Source organism: Phreatobacter stygius (assembly GCF_005144885.1).
Taxonomy (GTDB): Bacteria; Pseudomonadota; Alphaproteobacteria; order Rhizobiales; family Phreatobacteraceae; genus Phreatobacter; species Phreatobacter stygius.
Window position 1 is genome coordinate 3,734,808 of record NZ_CP039690.1, and the last position, 16,990, is coordinate 3,751,797.

The 16,990-nt window shown below is 66.2% G+C and carries 14 protein-coding genes; 8 read left to right on the plus strand and 6 right to left on the minus strand.

The annotated features are described in order from the left end of the window. Window position 1: 1 nt before the first annotated feature. The 3 genes from E8M01_RS17630 to phnF form a co-directional block, all read right to left on the minus strand. A complete protein-coding gene (locus E8M01_RS17630; RefSeq protein ID WP_136961319.1) occupies window positions 2–937 on the minus strand; it encodes a carbohydrate ABC transporter permease in 936 nt (311 codons plus the stop codon). Beyond that, the gene (locus E8M01_RS17635; RefSeq protein WP_136961320.1) at window positions 930–2,117 is read right to left on the minus strand and encodes an ABC transporter ATP-binding protein; all 1,188 of its coding nucleotides are present in this window, start codon (window positions 2,115–2,117) and stop codon (window positions 930–932) included. Before E8M01_RS17635 ends, E8M01_RS17630 begins: the two co-directional genes overlap by 8 nt. A gap of 107 nt (window positions 2,118–2,224) precedes the next feature. Continuing rightward, complete coding sequence (gene phnF, locus E8M01_RS17640) at window positions 2,225–2,941, minus strand: phosphonate metabolism transcriptional regulator PhnF (protein ID WP_170181947.1); 717 nt, start codon at window positions 2,939–2,941, stop codon at window positions 2,225–2,227. A 441-nt stretch (window positions 2,942–3,382) separates the two neighbouring features. Here phnF and E8M01_RS17645 point away from each other — a divergent pair, with 441 nt between their 5' ends. The 7 genes from E8M01_RS17645 to E8M01_RS17675 all read left to right on the plus strand — a co-directional run bounded on the left by E8M01_RS17645 (window position 3,383) and on the right by E8M01_RS17675 (window position 12,362). Further along, entirely contained in the window at window positions 3,383–5,173 is a 1,791-nt protein-coding gene (locus tag E8M01_RS17645; protein ID WP_136961322.1) for a peptide ABC transporter substrate-binding protein, read from the plus strand. Between the two features lie 49 nt (window positions 5,174–5,222). Next, window positions 5,223–6,182, plus strand: a complete 960-nt coding sequence (locus E8M01_RS17650) for an ABC transporter permease (RefSeq protein WP_136961323.1) — start codon at window positions 5,223–5,225, stop codon at window positions 6,180–6,182. Further along, window positions 6,148–7,089: an ABC transporter permease gene (locus tag E8M01_RS17655; protein ID WP_136961324.1), complete on the plus strand. Its 942-nt coding sequence runs from the start codon at window positions 6,148–6,150 to the stop codon at window positions 7,087–7,089. Before E8M01_RS17650 ends, E8M01_RS17655 begins: the two co-directional genes overlap by 35 nt. Continuing rightward, complete coding sequence (locus E8M01_RS17660) at window positions 7,089–8,105, plus strand: ABC transporter ATP-binding protein (RefSeq protein WP_425467657.1); 1,017 nt, start codon at window positions 7,089–7,091, stop codon at window positions 8,103–8,105. Before E8M01_RS17655 ends, E8M01_RS17660 begins: the two co-directional genes overlap by 1 nt. Next, window positions 8,102–9,076: an ABC transporter ATP-binding protein gene (locus E8M01_RS17665; RefSeq protein ID WP_136961325.1), complete on the plus strand. Its 975-nt coding sequence runs from the start codon at window positions 8,102–8,104 to the stop codon at window positions 9,074–9,076. Before E8M01_RS17660 ends, E8M01_RS17665 begins: the two co-directional genes overlap by 4 nt. Window positions 9,077–9,192: 116 nt before the next feature. Next, on the plus strand, window positions 9,193–10,749 hold the full coding sequence (locus E8M01_RS17670) for an ABC transporter substrate-binding protein (RefSeq protein WP_136961326.1): 1,557 nt from the start codon (window positions 9,193–9,195) through the stop codon (window positions 10,747–10,749). 17 nt (window positions 10,750–10,766) lie between these two features. Next, the gene (locus E8M01_RS17675) at window positions 10,767–12,362 is read left to right on the plus strand and encodes a GMC family oxidoreductase (RefSeq protein ID WP_136961327.1); all 1,596 of its coding nucleotides are present in this window, start codon (window positions 10,767–10,769) and stop codon (window positions 12,360–12,362) included. Between the two features lie 320 nt (window positions 12,363–12,682). Here the strand turns inward: E8M01_RS17675 and E8M01_RS17680 are convergent, their stop codons facing one another. Genes E8M01_RS17680 through E8M01_RS17690 form a run of 3 tightly spaced genes read right to left on the minus strand, consistent with a single transcriptional unit; the run spans window position 12,683 to window position 15,666 of the window. Beyond that, window positions 12,683–13,582, minus strand: coding sequence for a polysaccharide deacetylase family protein (locus tag E8M01_RS17680; RefSeq protein WP_136961328.1), 900 nt, complete (start codon window positions 13,580–13,582; stop codon window positions 12,683–12,685). Between the two features lie 37 nt (window positions 13,583–13,619). Then, entirely contained in the window at window positions 13,620–14,381 is a 762-nt protein-coding gene (locus E8M01_RS17685) for an SDR family NAD(P)-dependent oxidoreductase (RefSeq protein WP_136961329.1), read from the minus strand. A 7-nt stretch (window positions 14,382–14,388) separates the two neighbouring features. Continuing rightward, window positions 14,389–15,666, minus strand: coding sequence for an MFS transporter (locus E8M01_RS17690; protein ID WP_136961330.1), 1,278 nt, complete (start codon window positions 15,664–15,666; stop codon window positions 14,389–14,391). A 381-nt stretch (window positions 15,667–16,047) separates the two neighbouring features. Between E8M01_RS17690 and E8M01_RS17695 the strand changes: the two genes are divergently transcribed. Beyond that, complete coding sequence (locus tag E8M01_RS17695; RefSeq protein ID WP_215908760.1) at window positions 16,048–16,923, plus strand: transporter substrate-binding domain-containing protein; 876 nt, start codon at window positions 16,048–16,050, stop codon at window positions 16,921–16,923. The last annotated feature ends 67 nt before the right edge of the window (window positions 16,924–16,990 follow it).

A 16,990-nucleotide genomic window follows, 5' to 3' on the forward strand; every position in this document is an offset into this window, starting at 1 on the left:
CTCAGCCGTAATGGGTGCGCCGCTCCTGCAGCTTCACCTGGACGAGGGTGATGAGCAGGACGAAGCCGAGAAAGACGACGGTGAGCGCCGCCGCATAGGCCGAGCGCAGGAAGGAGAAACCTTCCTGGTACATCTGGAACAGCAGCACGTTGGTCGCCTTGTTCGGCCCGCCGTCGGTCAAGACCGAGACCGTGTCGAACACCTGGAAGGCGCGCGTCGCGGTGATGGTGACGACGAACAGCATGGCCGGCCCGAGCATCGGCCAGGTGACCCGCCGGAACCGCTCGACCGCGCCGTCGGCGCCGTCGACCGCGGCGGCCTCGTAGAGCTCTTTCGGCACCGCCTTCAGGCCGGCGATGAACAGCACCATGGACAGGCCCACCGCCTGCCAGATGCCGATCACGCCGAGCGCGAAGATCGCCGTGTCGGGGTTCTTCAGCCAGTCGGTGGTCGGCAGGCCGACAAAGGCGATGACCCGGTTGATCGCGCCGAGGCTCGGATGGAAGGCGAACTGGAACACCAGTGCCATGGCGAGCAGGGTAGAGGTGACCGGCAGGAAGAAGGCCGCGCGGTAGAAACCGCGCAGGCTCGATCCGGCCTCGATCAGCAAGGCCGCGCCGAGCCCGATGAACACCGACAGCGGCACCACGAAGGCGACATAGACGAGGGTGTTCTTCAGGGTCTTCCAGAACACCTCGTCGGCGAACATTTCCTGGTAATTGCCGAGCCCGATCCAGCCGATGGTCGGCATGCCGAAGGTCCAGTCGGTGAACGACAGGGCGAGCACCGCCACCGCCGGGCCGAGCAGCATGATCCACATCAGCGTGATGGCGGGCCCGGCCAGCACCCAGGCCGCGAGGATCTCGGCGCGCGCGCCGGCGCGGCCTTTGGCACGTCGCGCGGCGATGCCGGGAAGTGCCATGGCGACGTCAGCCATGGGCGGCCTCGCGCAGGCGTTCGCGTGACGGCACGGCGACGGTTTCGCGCGGCCGCAGCCGCTTGCCGTCGGCACCGAAGACCAGGATGCGCGACGGCTTGACCGCCAGGGTCACGGGGTCGCCGATGACAAGCGCGCTGCCGGTGACCGGCTCGACCCGCGCGACCGCCGGCTTGAGCAAGGGCGCGGCGGCGACATGAACGAGCGTCTCGGCGCCGAGATGTTCGAGATGACGGATCGTGCCCGAAATCGTCGCGGCTTCGGTCCGCGGGCCCTGCACCAGCGAAAAGGCCTCGGGCCTGACCGCCACCGTCACGGCGCTGCCGGCGGCTGCGGCGACGCTGATCGGCCAGGTCCGGTCGAGCACCTCGATCGCGCCGTCGCCATGCACCGTGCCGGGGATGCAGTTGATCTCCGGCGTGCCGATGAAGGTGGCGACCGCGAGATCGGCGGGATCGTCATAGATCGTCTGAGGCGGGGCGACCTGCAAGAGATGACCGCCCATCATGACCGCCACGCGGTCGGACATGGTCATCGCTTCGGCCTGGTCATGGGTGACATAGACGAAGGTGGTGCCGAGGCTGCGATGCAGTTCGGCGATCTCGGCACGCGCCTGGACGCGCATCTTGGCGTCGAGGTTCGACAAGGGCTCGTCCATCAGGAAGGCCTTGGGCTGGCGCACCATGGCGCGCCCGAGCGCCACGCGCTGACGCTGGCCGCCGGACAATTGCGCCGGCCGGCGGTTCAACAGATGACCGATCGACAGGCCCTCGGCCACCGCCCGCATGTCGGCGTCGATGGTCGCGCGCTTGTCCGCCGATCCCGGCACCAGCCGGCCGATCAGCGGCAGGCGCTCGATCGTCGACAGCCGGCGCATGGTCAGCGGCAGCGCGATGTTCTCGGCGACCGTCATATAGGGGTAGAGCGCGTAGGACTGGAACACCATGGCGACGTCGCGCGCCTTGGGCGGCAGATCGTCGACCATGGTGTCGCCGATAAAGACGTCGCCGTCGTCCTGCGTCTCGAGACCGGCGAGAATCCTGAGCAGCGTGGTCTTGCCGCAGCCGGAAGGCCCGACCAGGGTCAGGAATTCGCCGTCGGCGATGTCGAGCGACACCCCGTGAAGCACGGGCGCATCCTTGAAGCTCTTGCGGATGCCTTTGATCGAAATGCCGGCCATGGATCGTCTGCCCGATCGTCGTGGTCGAGGCTCACGCGCCTCACTTGTCGGCATTAACTCGACAAGTTAACGGGCGTGTGACGATCGGGCTTTGCGGCGATGAAGGCTCAGAGCGTGTCGACCCGCACCACCAGGCTGCCATTGGGGATCACCGCATTGCCGTAGAGCAACGGCCGGCCGTCGGCGTCGCGATCGACATACATCATGACCAGCACGGGAGCATCGAGCGGGATCGACAAGGCTTCGGCCTCGCGCGGGCGCGGCATGCGGCAGTCGATCCAGGTCGAGGCCCGGTAGAAGCGCTCGACACCGAACTCCCTCAGCGCTTCGGTATAACTGCCGGTGCGGGCGACCGCCGCCTCGATGCCGGCGAAGCGGTCGCGGTCGAAGACGTGATAGCTGTAGATCAGCAAGGCCGGGGTCGAGCCGCGCACCGTCTCGACCATCAGGATCGTCGCGCCCTGGCTCAAGCCCAGCATCTCGGCAATGGTCGCCGAGGCTGGCCGTTCCGACACGCTGACCAGGCGGCCCGACGGCGCGGCATTCATCTCGCGCTCGATCTCGCTCCATTTGGAATCGCGGGTGACGCGATATTCCGGCGGCTTGTCCTCGACGAAAACGCCGCGTCCGCGCCGGGCGCGGGCAAGCCCGGCGATCGCCAGGTTGGCCAAGGCCGTTCGCACTGTGTGGCGATTGACCTTGAACCGTTCGGCGAGTTCGTGTTCCGACGGCAGCTGGTCGCCCGGGCCGATCAGGCCGGAGCGGATTTCCGCCTCGAGCTCGCTTTGGATCAGCCGCCAGACCGGAAATCGGTTCTTCGCCATGTCGTGCCCTTGGTCGTGCCCTCGGGGCGCCATCCGCCAGATTGCCGCCGCGACAACGGGCAGGCGATGATGCCTTCGGCGCCCATGCCGGCCCGCTCATAACATGGCCAAACCGGCCCGCGATGACGGTCTCGCCCTTCGCAAGGGTCTTGTGCGGACCACGACGCCGGAGGGCTTGTCCAGCGCAAACAAGCGTTTTTTCCATCCGCTAAACATCGGATCGCGCTTTATCGTAGCCGCGCTAACCTGCCCCGCAGCCGAAGTGGCCCATGCCTTGCTTTGCTGCGCTGCGACATAGCAGGGCTCGGGCCGCCGCCAGGCAGGCCGCGCAAGCGGCCTCGACCGCAGTGCCTTCACGTGCCGTGCATGAGGAAGAAACGTGCATTCAAGAACGCCGCATCAAGCGGCGTGCGTCAAAGACGGTGGACGAGGGGCATTTCGATGAGAGAGCAAGAACTGCGCGGCCTGGTCGCGGAGGTGAAGGATGGCACGCTGTCGCGGCGTAGCTTCGTTCAGCGCATGGTGGCACTTGGGCTGACTGCGCCGATGGCAACCATGATGCTGGCCCATCACGGCGTCGCCATGGCGCAGCCGAGCAGCGCCTATACGCCGACCAAGGCGGGCGGCGGCGGCCCCCTGAAGCTGTTGTTCTGGCAGGCGCCGACATTGCTCAATCCGCATTTTGCCGTGGGCACCAAGGACCAGGAAGGCTCGCGTCTGTTCTACGAGCCGCTGGCCGGCTGGGACCCGGAAGGCAATATGGTGCCGATCCTGGCGGCCGAAGTGCCGAGCCGGGAGAACGGCGGCCTTGCCGCCGACGGCATGTCGGTGACCTGGAAACTGAAGCGCGGCGTCAAATGGCACGACGGCAAGCCGTTCACCGCTGACGACGTCGTGTTCACCTGGAAATATGCCTCCAACCCGGAGACCGCCGCGGTCACCTCGGGCAGCTATATCGACGTCGTCACCGAGAAGATCGACGATCACACCGTGGTGGTGAAATTCAAGAAGGCGACGCCGTTTTGGGGCGATGCCTTCGTCGCCGCGCTCGGCCAGATCATCCCCAAGCACCTGTTCGAGGACTATATCGGCGCGAAGTCGCGCGATGCGCCGACCAATCTCAAGCCGGTCGGCACCGGCCCCTATCGTTTCGTCGAGTTCAAGCCGGGCGATATCGTCCGCGGCGAGCGCAATCCCGACTACCACCGGCCGAACCGGCCGTTTTTCGACACGGTCGAAATGAAGGGCGGCGGCGATGCCGTCTCGGCGGCGCGCGCGGTGCTGCAGACGGGCGAATTCGACTATGCCTGGAACACCCAGGTCGAGGACGAGGTCCTGCTGCGCATGGAGGCCGGCGGCAAGGGCCGCACCATGATCACCGAGGGCGGTGACATCGAGTTCATCCAGCTGCAGACCTGCGACCCCTGGACCGAGATCGATGGCGAGCGCGCGAGCCTCAAGGCGCCGCACCCGATCATGACCGACAAGGCGGTGCGCCAGGCGATCGGCCTGCTGGTCGACCGGACCTCGATCCAGAAGTTCATCTATGGCCGCACCGGCGTCGCCACGCCGAATTTCCTGACCAACCCGAAACAGTTCCGTTCGGCCAAGGCGACCTGGGAGTTCAACGCCGAGAAGGCGGCCCAACTGCTCGAAAGCGCCGGCTGGAAGCGCGGCGCGGACGGCGTCCGCGCCAAGGACGGCAAACGGCTGAAATTTGTCTTCCAGACCTCGATCAACGCGCCACGCCAGAAGACCCAGGCGATCATCAAGCAGGCCTGCCAGCGCGCCGGTATCGATCTCGAACTGAAATCGGTCGTCGGCTCGGTGTTCTTCTCCTCCGATGTCGCCAACCCCGACACCTACACCAAGTTCTACTGCGACATGCAGATGTTCACCACGACCATGACGCAGCCGGACGCCGAGCGCTTCATGAACCAGTACTGTTCATGGGAAGCTGCCACCAAGGAGAACAAGTGGCAGGGCCGCAATATCGTCCGCTGGCGCAGCGAGGACTATGACCGGCTGTTCCGCGCCGGCCAGGGCGAGCTCGATCCGGTCAAGCGCGCTGCCCTGTTTGTCCAGATGAACGATCTCGTGATTGCCGACGGGCATGTCATGGGCGTGGTGAACCGGCCCAAGACCGCCGCCGTGATCAACAAGCTCAAGACCAATGTGAGCGGCTGGGACAATTCGCTCTGGCTCATCGGGGAATGGTTCCGCGAGGCATGATGATGATGGCATGCCTTGGAAGGGATCGTTCTGACCGGCGAGGCGGCTGATGGGCAGTTACCTCGTCCGGCGCCTCTTGATCGCGATACCGAGTTTGATCGGTATCAGCCTCGTGCTCTTCACCGTGTTGGCGCTCGCCCCGGGCGATCCCTTCGGCGAACTCGCGACCAATCCGAATGTGCCTCCCGAAGTCCGGGAGGCACTGCGCGTCAAGTTCGGCCTCGATGACCCGATCATGGTGCGCTACCTGCGCTGGATAGTCGCCATGGCGCAGGGCGACTGGGGCTTCTCGTTTGCCAGCCGCATCAATGTCGACACGCTGATCCTGCAGCGGCTGCCGACCACCTTGTTCGTGGTCGGATCGTCGCAGATCCTGGCCTTGATGATCGCCTTGCCGATCGGCGTCTATGCCGCGACCAAGCCCTATTCGATCTTCGACCAGGTCGCCAATACGCTCGCCTTCGTCGGCTTCTCGCTGCCGACCTTCTTCACCGGGCTTCTGTTCATCCTGGTGTTCAGCGTTCAGCTCGACTGGCTGCCCTTCGTCTATCGCTCCGACATCAGCGCCACCGGCTGGCAATTTTATTGGCAGCATCTGCGCCAGGCGATCATGCCGATCGCGGTCCTCGGGCTGTTCCAGGCGGCGTCCTACACCCGCTACATCCGCTCGGCCGTGCTCGACGTCATCCGGCTCGACTATGTCACCACGGCCCGCGCCAAGGGCCTCGACGAAGGCATCGTCATCGTCAAGCACGTGGTCCGCAATGCGTTGATCCCGGTGGTCACGCTGGTCGCACTGCAGATGCCGGCGATCTTCGGCGGCGCCATCGTTACCGAACAGATCTTCCGCGTGCCCGGCATCGGCTCGCTGCTGATCGACGCCATCCTCGCCAACGACACGCCGGTCATCATGGCGGTGACCTTCGTGTTTTCCTGTCTCGTGGTTTTTTTCAACCTGGTGGCCGATATCCTCTATGGCTGGCTCGACCCCCGCATCTCCTACCGTTGACGTCGGCATCGCCGCCGGCGTTCAGTCACGCCACGTTTCGCCGGGCCTCGATGCCTGGCGGCGTTTCCGCCGTCATCGTCTCGCCGTGGTCAGCGGCGGCATCCTGTTCCTGATGGTTCTGGCGATCGTCTTCGGTCCGTGGATCTGGCGTGTGCCGATCGACGAGATCGACTTCTCCGCCAGGCTCGCCCGGCCGTCCTGGGATCATCCCTTCGGCACCGACGATCTCGGCCAGGATCTCCTGGCGCGGATGATCTATGGCGGCCGCATCTCGCTGGCCGTCGGTCTCGCCGCCATGCTGGTGGCGATCACGGTTGGAACCATCATCGGGGCCATTGCCGGCATTTCGCGCGGCAGCGTCGACGCGGCGCTGATGTGGGTCACCGATCTGTTCCTGTCGCTGCCGCAATTGCCGCTGCTGCTGCTGGTCATCTACCTGTTCCGCGACGCGCTCAAGACCATGTTCGGCGTCGAGGGCGGCGTCTTCATCCTGATCGTCGTGGTCATCGGGGGCCTGCGCTGGATGCCGGTCGCACGCCTGGTCAGGGCCCAGTTCCTGTCGCTGCGCGAGAAGGAATTCGTCGAGGCGGCCCGCGCGCTCGGCGCGTCGAAATGGCGCCAGGTGGTGCGGCATATCCTGCCCAATGCACTCGGGCCGGTGATCGTCGCCGGCACCATCGACGTTGCCGCCGCGATCATCGCGGAATCGACCCTGTCTTTCCTCGGTCTCGGCTTCCCGCCGGATATTCCGACCTGGGGGCGCATCCTGTTCGACGCCAAGGACTATCTCGACCACGCGCCGCATTGGGCCCTGTTCCCGGGTGCGGCGATCTTCCTCACCGTTCTGTCGATCAACTTCATCGGCGACGGGCTGCGTGACACGCTCGACCCCCGCAAGGTGATGTGATGCCGGAACTGATGACGGGATCCGGCGTTGCCGAGCCGCTGCTCGACATTCGCGGGTTGAAGACCCATTTCGCCACCGAGGACGGCATGGTCAAGGCCGTCGACGGGGTCGATATCGCAATCGGCCGGGGTGAGACGGTGGGCGTGGTCGGCGAGTCCGGCTGCGGCAAGACCGTCACCGCCATGTCGGTGTTGAAGCTGATCGCCATGCCGCCGGGCCGCATCGCCGAGGGCCGGATCCTCTGGCAGGGCCGCGACCTGGTGCCGCTGTCGTCGGCCGAGATGAACAAGGTGCGGTCCAAGGAGATCGCCATCGTCTTCCAGGAGCCGATGACCTCGCTCAACCCGGTCTATTCGGTCGGCGAACAGATCGCCGAGGTGGTCCGCCTGCACGAGAAGCTCGGCCGCCGCGAGGCGATCGACAAGACCATCGAGATGCTCAGGCTGGTGCAGATCCCCAATCCGGAGCGCCGCGTCCACGACTACCCGCATCAGTTCTCCGGCGGCATGCGCCAGCGCGTGATGATCGCCATGGCCTTGTCCTGCAAGCCGAAGCTCTTGATCGCCGACGAGCCGACCACCGCGCTCGACGTCACCATCCAGGCGCAGATCCTCGACCTCCTGCAGGATATGAAGGAACGCTTCGGCATGGCGATCATGCTGATCACCCATGCCATGGGCGTCGTCGCCGAAACCGCCGAACGGGTGGTGGTGATGTATGCCGGCAAGGTGGTCGAGGAGGCGACCGTCGACGAGCTGTTCGGCAATCCGAGGCACCCCTATACCCAAGGCCTGATCCGCTCGATCCCGCGTATCGACACCGCCGCCCTCAACAAGCCGCGGCTGGAGGCGATCGGCGGCAGCGTTCCCAACCTTCTCTACCCACCGCCCGGCTGCCGCTTCGCGGCGCGCTGCCGTTTCGCCCGGCCGGTCTGCACGGAGGCGCCGCCGGAACTGCGCGAGATCGTGCCCGGCCACAAGGTCGCCTGCATCCGAGCAGAGGAGATCGCCCGATGACCGAAGCCCTGCTCAGCGTCAAGAACCTGGTCAAGAACTACGCGATCACAGGCGGGCTGCTGTCGCGCGAAGTCGCCCGGGTTCACGCGGTCGACGGCGTCAATTTCGACATCAAGGCCGGCGAGACCCTCGGTCTCGTGGGTGAATCCGGCTGCGGCAAGTCGACCACCGGACGCTGCATCCTCCGGCTGATCGAGCCGACCGCCGGCGAAATCTGGTTCGAAGGCAAGGACGTCATGGCGCTCGGCCATGATGCGCTGACGGCGCTGCGCCGTGACATGCAGATCATCTTCCAGGACCCCTACGCCTCGCTCAATCCGCGCATGACCATTGGCGCGATCATTGCCGAGGCCTTGATCATCCACGGCCTGGCGAAGTCGAAACAGGACCTCGACGCCCGTGTCGTCGACCTGCTCGAAACGGTCGGCCTGCGGTCCGACCATATGAGCCGTTATCCGCATGAGTTTTCCGGTGGCCAGCGCCAGCGCATCGGCATTGCCCGGGCGCTCGCGGTCGAGCCCAAGCTGATCGTCTGCGACGAGCCGGTCTCGGCCCTCGACGTGTCGGTCCAGGCCCAGGTGATCAACCTTCTGGAGGACCTGCAGGAAAAGTTCAGCCTGACCTATCTGTTCATTGCCCACGATCTCAGCGTGGTCGAGCACATCTCGACCCGTGTCGCGGTGATGTATCTCGGCCGGGTCGTCGAGATCGCGCCGGCGCGCGACCTCTACACCACGCCGCTGCACCCCTATACCGAGGCGCTGCTCTCGGCCGTCCCTATCCCCGATCCCAAGGTCAAGCGCCGGCGCATCATGCTGCAGGGCGACGTGCCGAACCCGATCAACCCGCCGACCGGCTGCCATTTCCACACGCGCTGCCCGGTGCGCCAACTGCCCTTGTGCAGCCAGACCTCGCCCGAACTGAAGCAAAGCGCCGACGGGCACTGGGTTGCTTGCCACCTTCGCGGCTAGGCCCGTCCGAGCGGGCTGGAAAACGCATAGCTCAAGAGCGCCGGCGGGCATGGTCAGATGGTACCGGCATTGCTGTGTGATGCGCCGTCACACTTGATCTCTCACCTGGGCTCATCATGCTGAAATTACGATCGGTCTTCGCCTTGTCGCTGGCGCTCGCAGCCCCATTTGCGGCGCCGCCCGCGCAGGCCGCCGGCACGCTCGTCGCGGTGCTGGAAGCGGAGATCACCACGCTCGATCCGCATTTCAACGCCGCCTATATCTCGCGCACCTTCAGCTACATGGTGTTCGACACCCTGTTCGCGATGGATTCGAAGGGCGAGATCAAGCCGCAGATGGTGCAGGACTGGCAGGTCTCGGACGACCGCATGACCTATACCTTCACCTTGCGCGACGGCCTGAAATGGCATGACGGCCAGCCGGTGACGGCAGCCGACTGCGTCGCCTCGCTGCGCCGCTGGGGTGCCCGCAATGCGCTCGGCCGCCGGCTGATGGCGGCGACCGCGTCGATCGAGGCGCGCGACGCCAAGACCTTCGTGCTCAAGCTGAAGGAGCCGTTCGGCCTGGTCATCCACGCGCTTGGCCACCCGGTCAGCCCCGGCGCCTTCATGATGCCGGAACGCCTTGCCAACACGCCGGGCGAACAGCGGATCCCGGAGGTCATCGGTTCCGGCCCGTTCGTCTATGCGAAGGCCGACCACCGCTCCGGCGACCGGATGACCCTGCGCCGCAACGCCGCCTATGTGCCGCGCGACGAGCCGGCCGATTTCCTGGCCGGCGGCAAGCGGGTCAATATCGACGCGCTGGAGATCCGCGTCATCCCCGATGGTGCGACCGCCGCCTCGGCCCTGCAGGCCGGCGAAATCGACTTCATGCAATATGCCCCCTTCGATCTCCTGCCCATGCTGGAGAAGAACAGCCGGATCAGGGTCCTGGGCTTTTCCGGGCCGCATATGTTCGCCGGCGCCTATCGCCTCAACGCCACGCAAAAGCCGTTCGATGATCCGGCGATCCGCCGGGTCCTGTGGCAACTGGTCGACCAGCGCGAGGTGCTCGACGGCCTTGGCCTGTCGGCGCGCTACGCCAGGACCTGCGCGAGCTTCTTCATGTGCGGCGGCACCTATGAGAGCACCGCCGGCATCGCGGCGGCGTCCGCGCCGTCGATCGAGGCGGCCCGCAAGGCGCTGAGCCAGACCCGTTACGCCGGTGAACCGGTGGTCGTGCTGCAGGCGAGCGACCTGGAAGCGCCGCGCGTCTCGGCCGAGGTGCTGGCCGACAAGCTCCGGCGCGTCGGCTTCAATGTCGACCTGCAGGTGATGGACTGGGCTTCGGTCCTGGCGCGCCGCGCCAAGCGCGAGGGCTGGAGCGTCTATGGCGTCCATGCCGGCGGTTTCGATCTCGCGTCACCCTTGACCAATGTCATGGTCGCCTTCAACTGCGCCGACTATACCGGCTGGCAGTGCGACGCCCGCATCACGCCGCTCCTGGAAGCCTTCACGCGCGCGCCCGACGATGCCGCGCGCAAGCCGCTCGCCGATCAGATCCAGGCCATCATGTACGAACAGGCGCCGGGCATTCCCTGGGGCCAGTTCGCCCAGCCGGCCGCCCATCGCGCCAATCTGCGCAATCTGATTCCGTCGGCCATTCCGGTATTCTGGAACGTCGAGAAGTAAGACCAGGAAACATGCTCATGTATGACGTCATCATTGTCGGCGGCGGCTCTGCCGGCGCGGCGCTCGCCGCCCGCCTCACCGAGGATGCCGACCGGCGCGTCCTGCTGCTCGAGGCAGGTCTCGACTGGCGCGCCGGCGAGGCGCCCTGGGAGATCACCACGCCCAATCCGATCCCGATCATCCACCGGCGCGAATTCCAGGAAAAATGGCAATGGCCTGATCTGATGACGCGCCGCATCGCCGGTCAGGACCAGCGCTTCTACTGGCGCGGCAAGGGGCTCGGCGGCAGTTCCATGATGAACGGCCAGATCGCCATTCGCGGCGTCGCCGATGCCTTCGACGAATGGGCGGCGCTTGGCTGCGAGGGCTGGTCGGCGCGCGAGATCATGCCGCTGTTCTCGACCATCGAGGACGACCTGGCTCTCGGCGGCGAGCCCGGCCATGGCCGCGGCGGACCGCTGCCGGTCTATCGCGCGCCGCCGGAAGCCTGGGGGCCGGTCGACCACGGCCTGCGCGATGCGGCGCTTGCCGCCGGCTATCCCTGGTGCGCCGACGTCAACGGGCCCGACGGCGAGGGTGTCGCCTGCTACCCGATCAACAGCCGCGACCACAGGCGCATCTCGACCAATGAAGCCTATCTGGAACCGGCGCGGCATCGCCCCAATCTGGAAATCCGCGGCCATGCCCTGGTCGACCGGGTGCTCATCCGCGACGGCAGGGCGACCGGCGTACGCGTCCATCTTTCCGGCCACGGCTGGACCGAGATCGCCGCGCGCGAGGTGGTGCTCTGCGGCGGCGCGATCCACAGTCCGGCGATCCTGATGCGCTCCGGCGTCGGGCCGGCCGGACACCTCAAGGCCTTGGGGCTCGCAGTCGAGCGCGACCTGCCGGTCGGACAGCATTTCTTCGACCATCCGCTGTTCCGTGCCTCGGTCGAACTCGACGACGCGCACCGGCCGACCGATCCCGACACCCGCCACACCAATTGTTGTGTCACCTACAGTTCCGGCCTCGCCGGCGGCGGCAAGCGCGACATGATCCTGATCGCCTTCAACCACCGCGGCATCGAGAACCCCGCGCGTTCGGGCGCCATTGGCGCCGGCCTGTTCAATGCCTTTTCGCGCGGCACGCTGAGGCTCGCCTCGGCCGATCCCGACATCGATCCGATCGTCGAGGAGAACATGCTGGCCGACCCGCGCGACATGCTGCGCATGACCGACGCGGTGAAGCGGCTGGCGGTGCTGGCGGTTCAGCCGGCGCTGTCGGGCATTTCGCAGTGGATCCGGCTGGGCGACACGGCCTTGAGCCTGCCCGAGGCGGCAGCGCTGCCCGATGCCGAACTGGAAGCTGTGCTGCGCCAGGAGACCGGCGATATCCAGCATGCCGCCGGCTCCTGCAAGATGTCCGGGTTTGGCGATGCCGACGGCGTGGTGAACCCCGACGGGACCGTCAAGGGCCTTGGCGCGCTGCGCGTCGCCGATGCCTCGATCATGCCGGCCGATTGCCGGGCCAACACCCATCTCACCACCGTGGTGATCGGTGAGGCCATTGCCGCCCGCATGCGGGCGGCGAGCCTTGCGTCGGCGAAGGTCGCGGTGGCTGCAGCGCCGTGAACGGTCTTCGGCCGGGCACCTGAAACACGACCGCTTCACCTCTCCCCGGCGATCACAGGAGCCCTGATCCGGCCTCACCGCCCTTTTTCGTCTTGGCCGGGCTTGTCCCGGCCATCCACGCATCGGGACCGGGGCAAGTCGTGGATGCCCGGCACAAGGCCGGGCAAGACGAAGTGATCAGTCTTGCGGGCGCTCGGATTCGCGCTCGGCTCGCGGCAACGCAAACCCTCGGGGCAAAATCCCCGGGGAACGGGCCTTGCTCGTCATGGCCGGCCTTGTGCCGGCCATGACGCGGTGAAAACCGGCCGCGACCTCCCGCCTCACACCGCATTGTCGCGCGCAAACTCCGCGACTTGCGCATGGGTCGCGAACCAGACATCGCCCTTGGCCTTGGCGTGTTTGATCAGCTCCTCGATGATCCAGATGCGCGAGCGATAGCCGATGATGTGCGGATGGGTGGTCAGCTGGAAAATGCCGCCTTCGTCATAAGCCGCGTCGAACTCGCGTTTGAAGATGTTGAACACGGCTTCCGGCGCGGTGTGGGGCCTCAGCGACTGGAACCGGTGCATCATGAAATAGACCGCGTCGTCGCGCACCCATTCGACCGGCAGCTCGATCACGCCTGACGGCTTACCCTCGAGCATGAGCTCGTAACAGTCCTCGTCGGCCATCAGCGAGGAGTCGTAGAGCAGGCCCATTTCCTTCTCGATCTTGAGCGTATTCGGGCTGAAGTCCCAGGACGGCGTGCGCAGGCCGACCGGTCGGACGCCGGTGATCTTTTCCAGCGTCTCGGTCGAACGCATCATCAGGTCGCGTTCCGCCTCATAGGGCAGCACCGAATTGAGCTCATGGATCCAGCCGTGAATGCCGATCTCGTGGCCTTCGGCGACCACGCGGCGCTGCTCGTCCTCGTGCAGCAGGGCTGCCACCGCCGGCACGTAGAAGGTCGCCGGCACGCCGTATCGTTCCAGGATCTTCAGGATGCGCGGCACGCCGACCCGCGGCCCATATTGGCCCCAGGCCATGCGGCCGATGGAATTGCCGCCGTCACGCAGCTCGTTGGTCTCGTGGTCGGCATCGAACGACAGGGCGAAGGCGCAGCGCGCGCCGTCCTTCCAGGCCTTCGGGCGATAGCTGCGGCCAGCCCGCACCTGGCCGACCAGCTTGCGCCAATGCTCCTCCGGCCACTGCCAGGGTTCGAGTTTCGGGGTCTCGGTCATCGATCACTCCTCAGGCTCGATCACGAATCCGGCGCCGTCACAAAAGCGGCGCGCCGGTCACCGGCAAGGTCTGGCCGGTGATCCAGGACGCGAAGTCGGACGCGAGAAAGGTCACCGCGTCGGCGATGTCGTCGGGCTTGCCCATCCGGCGCATGGCGATGCGATCGGTGAAGGTCGCGCGGAAATCCGGCGTGTAGCTGGCCCATTGCCGCTCATAGTCGGGGCTCGTCGCCATGAAGCCGGGCGCCACCGAATTGACCGTGATGCCGAACGGCCCGAGCTCCTGGGCCAGCTGCTTGACCAGCCCGATCTGGCCATGTTTGGCGGCGGCATAACTTTGGATGCCGGTCAGGCTGGTGGCGAGCCCGGCGCGGCTGGAAATCGTGATGATGCGGCCCGAGCCCTTGGCCTTCATGCCCGGCGCCACCGCCTTGGCGAACAGGAAGGCGCCCTTCAGGTTGACGTCGACGACCGCGTCGAAATCGTCGGCGCTGACCTCCTCCAGCGGCCGTGCCTGCTGCCCGCGCACGCCGCCGGCAACATAGACCAGCACGTCGACCGCGCCGCCGGCGGCCGCGACCACCGCGCCGATCGAGGCCTCGTCCGTGATGTCGACCGGCAGCGCGTGAATGGCGCCGCCGGCCTCGGTCTTGGCCGTGAGGGGGCCGAGCGCCTCGGCCAGCAGGTCGCAGGCGAAGACCTCGGCGCCGTCCGCCGCCAGCGATCGGGTTATCGCTTGCCCGATGCCGCGCGCCGCGCCGGCGACGATGATCGTTTTGCCGTCGAAACGGATCAGCATGGGCGCCTCATTGCAGGTCCTCGAAGGCGGTCTCGCGCAATTGCCAGATGACGATGGTCGAGACCACCGCCGCCGCCACCAGGTAATAGGTATGGGCGATCGGCGAGCCGAAGGTGCTGATCAGCCAGACCGAGATGAATGGCGCGAAGCCGCCGAAAATGGCGACCGCCAGGGCATAACCCGAGGTCATCCAGGTCGAGCGGTTGCGGGTCGGGAAGATCTCGGCGATCGCCGCCGGCCCGGCGCCGGAGAACATCGAGATCATCACCGCGAAGACGACCTGCACGATGATCAGGGAGGTCAGCGAGACGCCGCCGGACAGGAGATAGCTGAAAACCGGATAGGGCACGATGACGAAGCAGAGGCAGCAGGCGATCAACAGTGGCTTGCGGCCGAAGCGGTCGGACAGCTTGCCCATGATCGGGATCGCGACCATCAGCGCCAGCAGCCCGATCGTATTGGCCCACAAGGCCTGCGAGGCGGTCAGGCTCATATAGCGCTGGGTCCAGGTTGGCATGTAGTTGAGCAGCACGTAGAAACAGACGGTCCAGACGATGGTGAAGCCGAAAGCCCGGCCGGCGAGCAGCCAGGGGCTGACATGGTCGTCGACCGAGGGTGCCACGACCTTGCCTTCGGCGACCGCTTTATAGGCCGGGGTCTCCTCGATGGTCCGGCGCATATAGAGGCCGACCGGTCCCAGAATGCCGCCGATCAGGAACGGGATGCGCCAGCCCCAGTCGTCCATCTGCGGCGTGGTCAGCACGGTGTTCATCAAGGCGGCGACGCCCGAGCCGAGCAGCAGGCCGGCGACCACGCTCATCTGCTGGAAGCTGCCGTAGAAGCCGCGCTGGTTCTTCGGCGCCCATTCGACGATGAAGGCGGTCGAGCCGCCCCATTCGCCGCCGGCCGAGAAGCCCTGCAGCAGGCGGGCCACCACCAGCAGCAGCGGCGCCAGGTAGCCGATGCTCTCATAGGTCGGCAACAGGCCGATCATCACCGTGCCGACGGCCATCAGGAACATGGTCAGCAACAAGGCGTTCTTGCGGCCGCTGACATCGCCCATGCGGCCGATGACGATGCCGCCGAGCGGCCTTGCGAGGAAGCCGAGCCCATAGGCCAGGAAGGCCGACAGGAGTGCCGTCACCTCGTCCTGAACGGGGAAGAATTTTCTGGCGATGATGCTTGCGACATAGGCGTAGACGGCGAAATCGTACCACTCGAGGACGTTGCCGACGACCGCGGCCGTGACCGCCTTCTTGCTCTTGACCCGATCTTGCGCCGACATGAAGTGCCCCCACTCTGGTAACGGACCCGTTCAGCCTCCGATGGTTTTTTATGGTCGGGAGACCGGTGCCCTGCCGGCAGGATGGCGCGCGGGTTCCGGTGAGGCAACGGCCGCAGACCGGCCGCAGAGCAGCGTTGCAAGACAAGGCTGCGTCAGATCTGTCGCATTATCTGTCTCATCAGGGATGAACGGTGTCGCGACGGCGCGTCAAACCTTGGCATTGCGGTGGATCAAACTTGCTCCAAACGGACTGAGCTCGATCATTCTTTGCTCTCGACGGGTTCCGGGAAAACCGGGACAGTGCGGTCCTGCGCCAGCGGTCGGCTTCCGCCGCGCGGGCGCGAAGGACATCGGGGCCGAGAGGGCTTGGAGGGGCATGTCATGATATTTGCCGATCAGATCAGGAGCGGCGTTCTGGCCGCGATGGTGGCTCTTGGGCTGGCGACATCCGCCGCGGCCCAGGCTCCGGCGACGCCGGCGGCCCAGCCGCCGGTCAATACCTTCCAGAAGATCCAGCGCGAAGGCGTGCTCAAGGTCGGCGTGCGCGCCGACTACCGGCCCTGGGGCTTCCGCAATCCGCAGGGCGAATTTGTCGGCCTGGAGATCGAGATGGCGCGCGACATCGCCCGCTCGCTCGGTGTGCGCGTCGAGTTCGTGCCGGTGGTGGCTTCCAACCGCATGCAGTTCCTGCAGCAGGGCCAGACCGATCTGATGATCGCCACCATGTCGGATGTGGCGGACCGGCGGCGCGTCGTCGGCATCGTCCACCCGAATTATTATTCCTCGGGCTTCAACGTGATCATGCCGAAAAGCGTCACGCCGGCGGCCTGGGAAAACCTGCGCGGCCGGACGCTCTGCGCCATCCAGGGCGCCTGGTACAATCGCCCCGCGACCGAGCGTTTCGGCGTCGAGATCCTGGCCTTCACCGGCGTATCCGAGGTCGAAACCGCGCTCGAGCAGCGCCGTTGCCTCGGCTGGATCTATGACGACAACCTGATCGCCGTGATGCTGGCCGATGCGTCGGGCCGCTGGAAGGATTTCCACCAGCCGCTGGCGAGCCAGAGCGACACGCCCTGGGGGCTTGCCGTACGGCTGGAAGACCGCGACAGCGCCTGGGGTCGCTACGTCGGCGGCACGATCGCCGAATGGCATCGCACGGGCAAGCTGCTGGAATGGGAAAAGGCCGCCGGCATCGCCGAGAGCCCGTTCCTGCGCCGCATGCACGACGCGCTGCGCGACCACGTGCGGACGAATTGATCGGTCAATTCAGCCTTGCACGGCAAATCGTCGCCCGGAGATGGACAGGCCGCTCCGGGCGGTTGCA

Excerpts from the sequence above, each read along its gene's own strand:
- E8M01_RS17675 (WP_136961327.1), top strand. The coding sequence starts at position 10,767 with ATGTATGACGTCATCATTGTCGGCGGCGGCTCTGCCGGCGCGGCGCTC.
- E8M01_RS17690 (WP_136961330.1), bottom strand. The coding sequence starts at position 15,666 with ATGTCGGCGCAAGATCGGGTCAAGAGCAAGAAGGCGGTCACGGCCGCG.
- E8M01_RS17655 (WP_136961324.1), top strand. The coding sequence starts at position 6,148 with ATGGCTGGCTCGACCCCCGCATCTCCTACCGTTGACGTCGGCATCGCC.
- E8M01_RS17645 (WP_136961322.1), top strand. The coding sequence starts at position 3,383 with ATGAGAGAGCAAGAACTGCGCGGCCTGGTCGCGGAGGTGAAGGATGGC.
- E8M01_RS17665 (WP_136961325.1), top strand. The coding sequence starts at position 8,102 with ATGACCGAAGCCCTGCTCAGCGTCAAGAACCTGGTCAAGAACTACGCG.
- E8M01_RS17680 (WP_136961328.1), bottom strand. The coding sequence starts at position 13,582 with ATGACCGAGACCCCGAAACTCGAACCCTGGCAGTGGCCGGAGGAGCAT.
- E8M01_RS17685 (WP_136961329.1), bottom strand. The coding sequence starts at position 14,381 with ATGCTGATCCGTTTCGACGGCAAAACGATCATCGTCGCCGGCGCGGCG.
- E8M01_RS17630 (WP_136961319.1), bottom strand. The coding sequence starts at position 937 with ATGGCTGACGTCGCCATGGCACTTCCCGGCATCGCCGCGCGACGTGCC.
- E8M01_RS17660 (WP_425467657.1), top strand. The coding sequence starts at position 7,089 with ATGCCGGAACTGATGACGGGATCCGGCGTTGCCGAGCCGCTGCTCGAC.
- E8M01_RS17670 (WP_136961326.1), top strand. The coding sequence starts at position 9,193 with ATGCTGAAATTACGATCGGTCTTCGCCTTGTCGCTGGCGCTCGCAGCC.
- E8M01_RS17650 (WP_136961323.1), top strand. The coding sequence starts at position 5,223 with ATGGGCAGTTACCTCGTCCGGCGCCTCTTGATCGCGATACCGAGTTTG.
- E8M01_RS17695 (WP_215908760.1), top strand. The coding sequence starts at position 16,048 with ATGATATTTGCCGATCAGATCAGGAGCGGCGTTCTGGCCGCGATGGTG.
- phnF (WP_170181947.1), bottom strand. The coding sequence starts at position 2,941 with ATGGCGAAGAACCGATTTCCGGTCTGGCGGCTGATCCAAAGCGAGCTC.
- E8M01_RS17635 (WP_136961320.1), bottom strand. The coding sequence starts at position 2,117 with ATGGCCGGCATTTCGATCAAAGGCATCCGCAAGAGCTTCAAGGATGCG.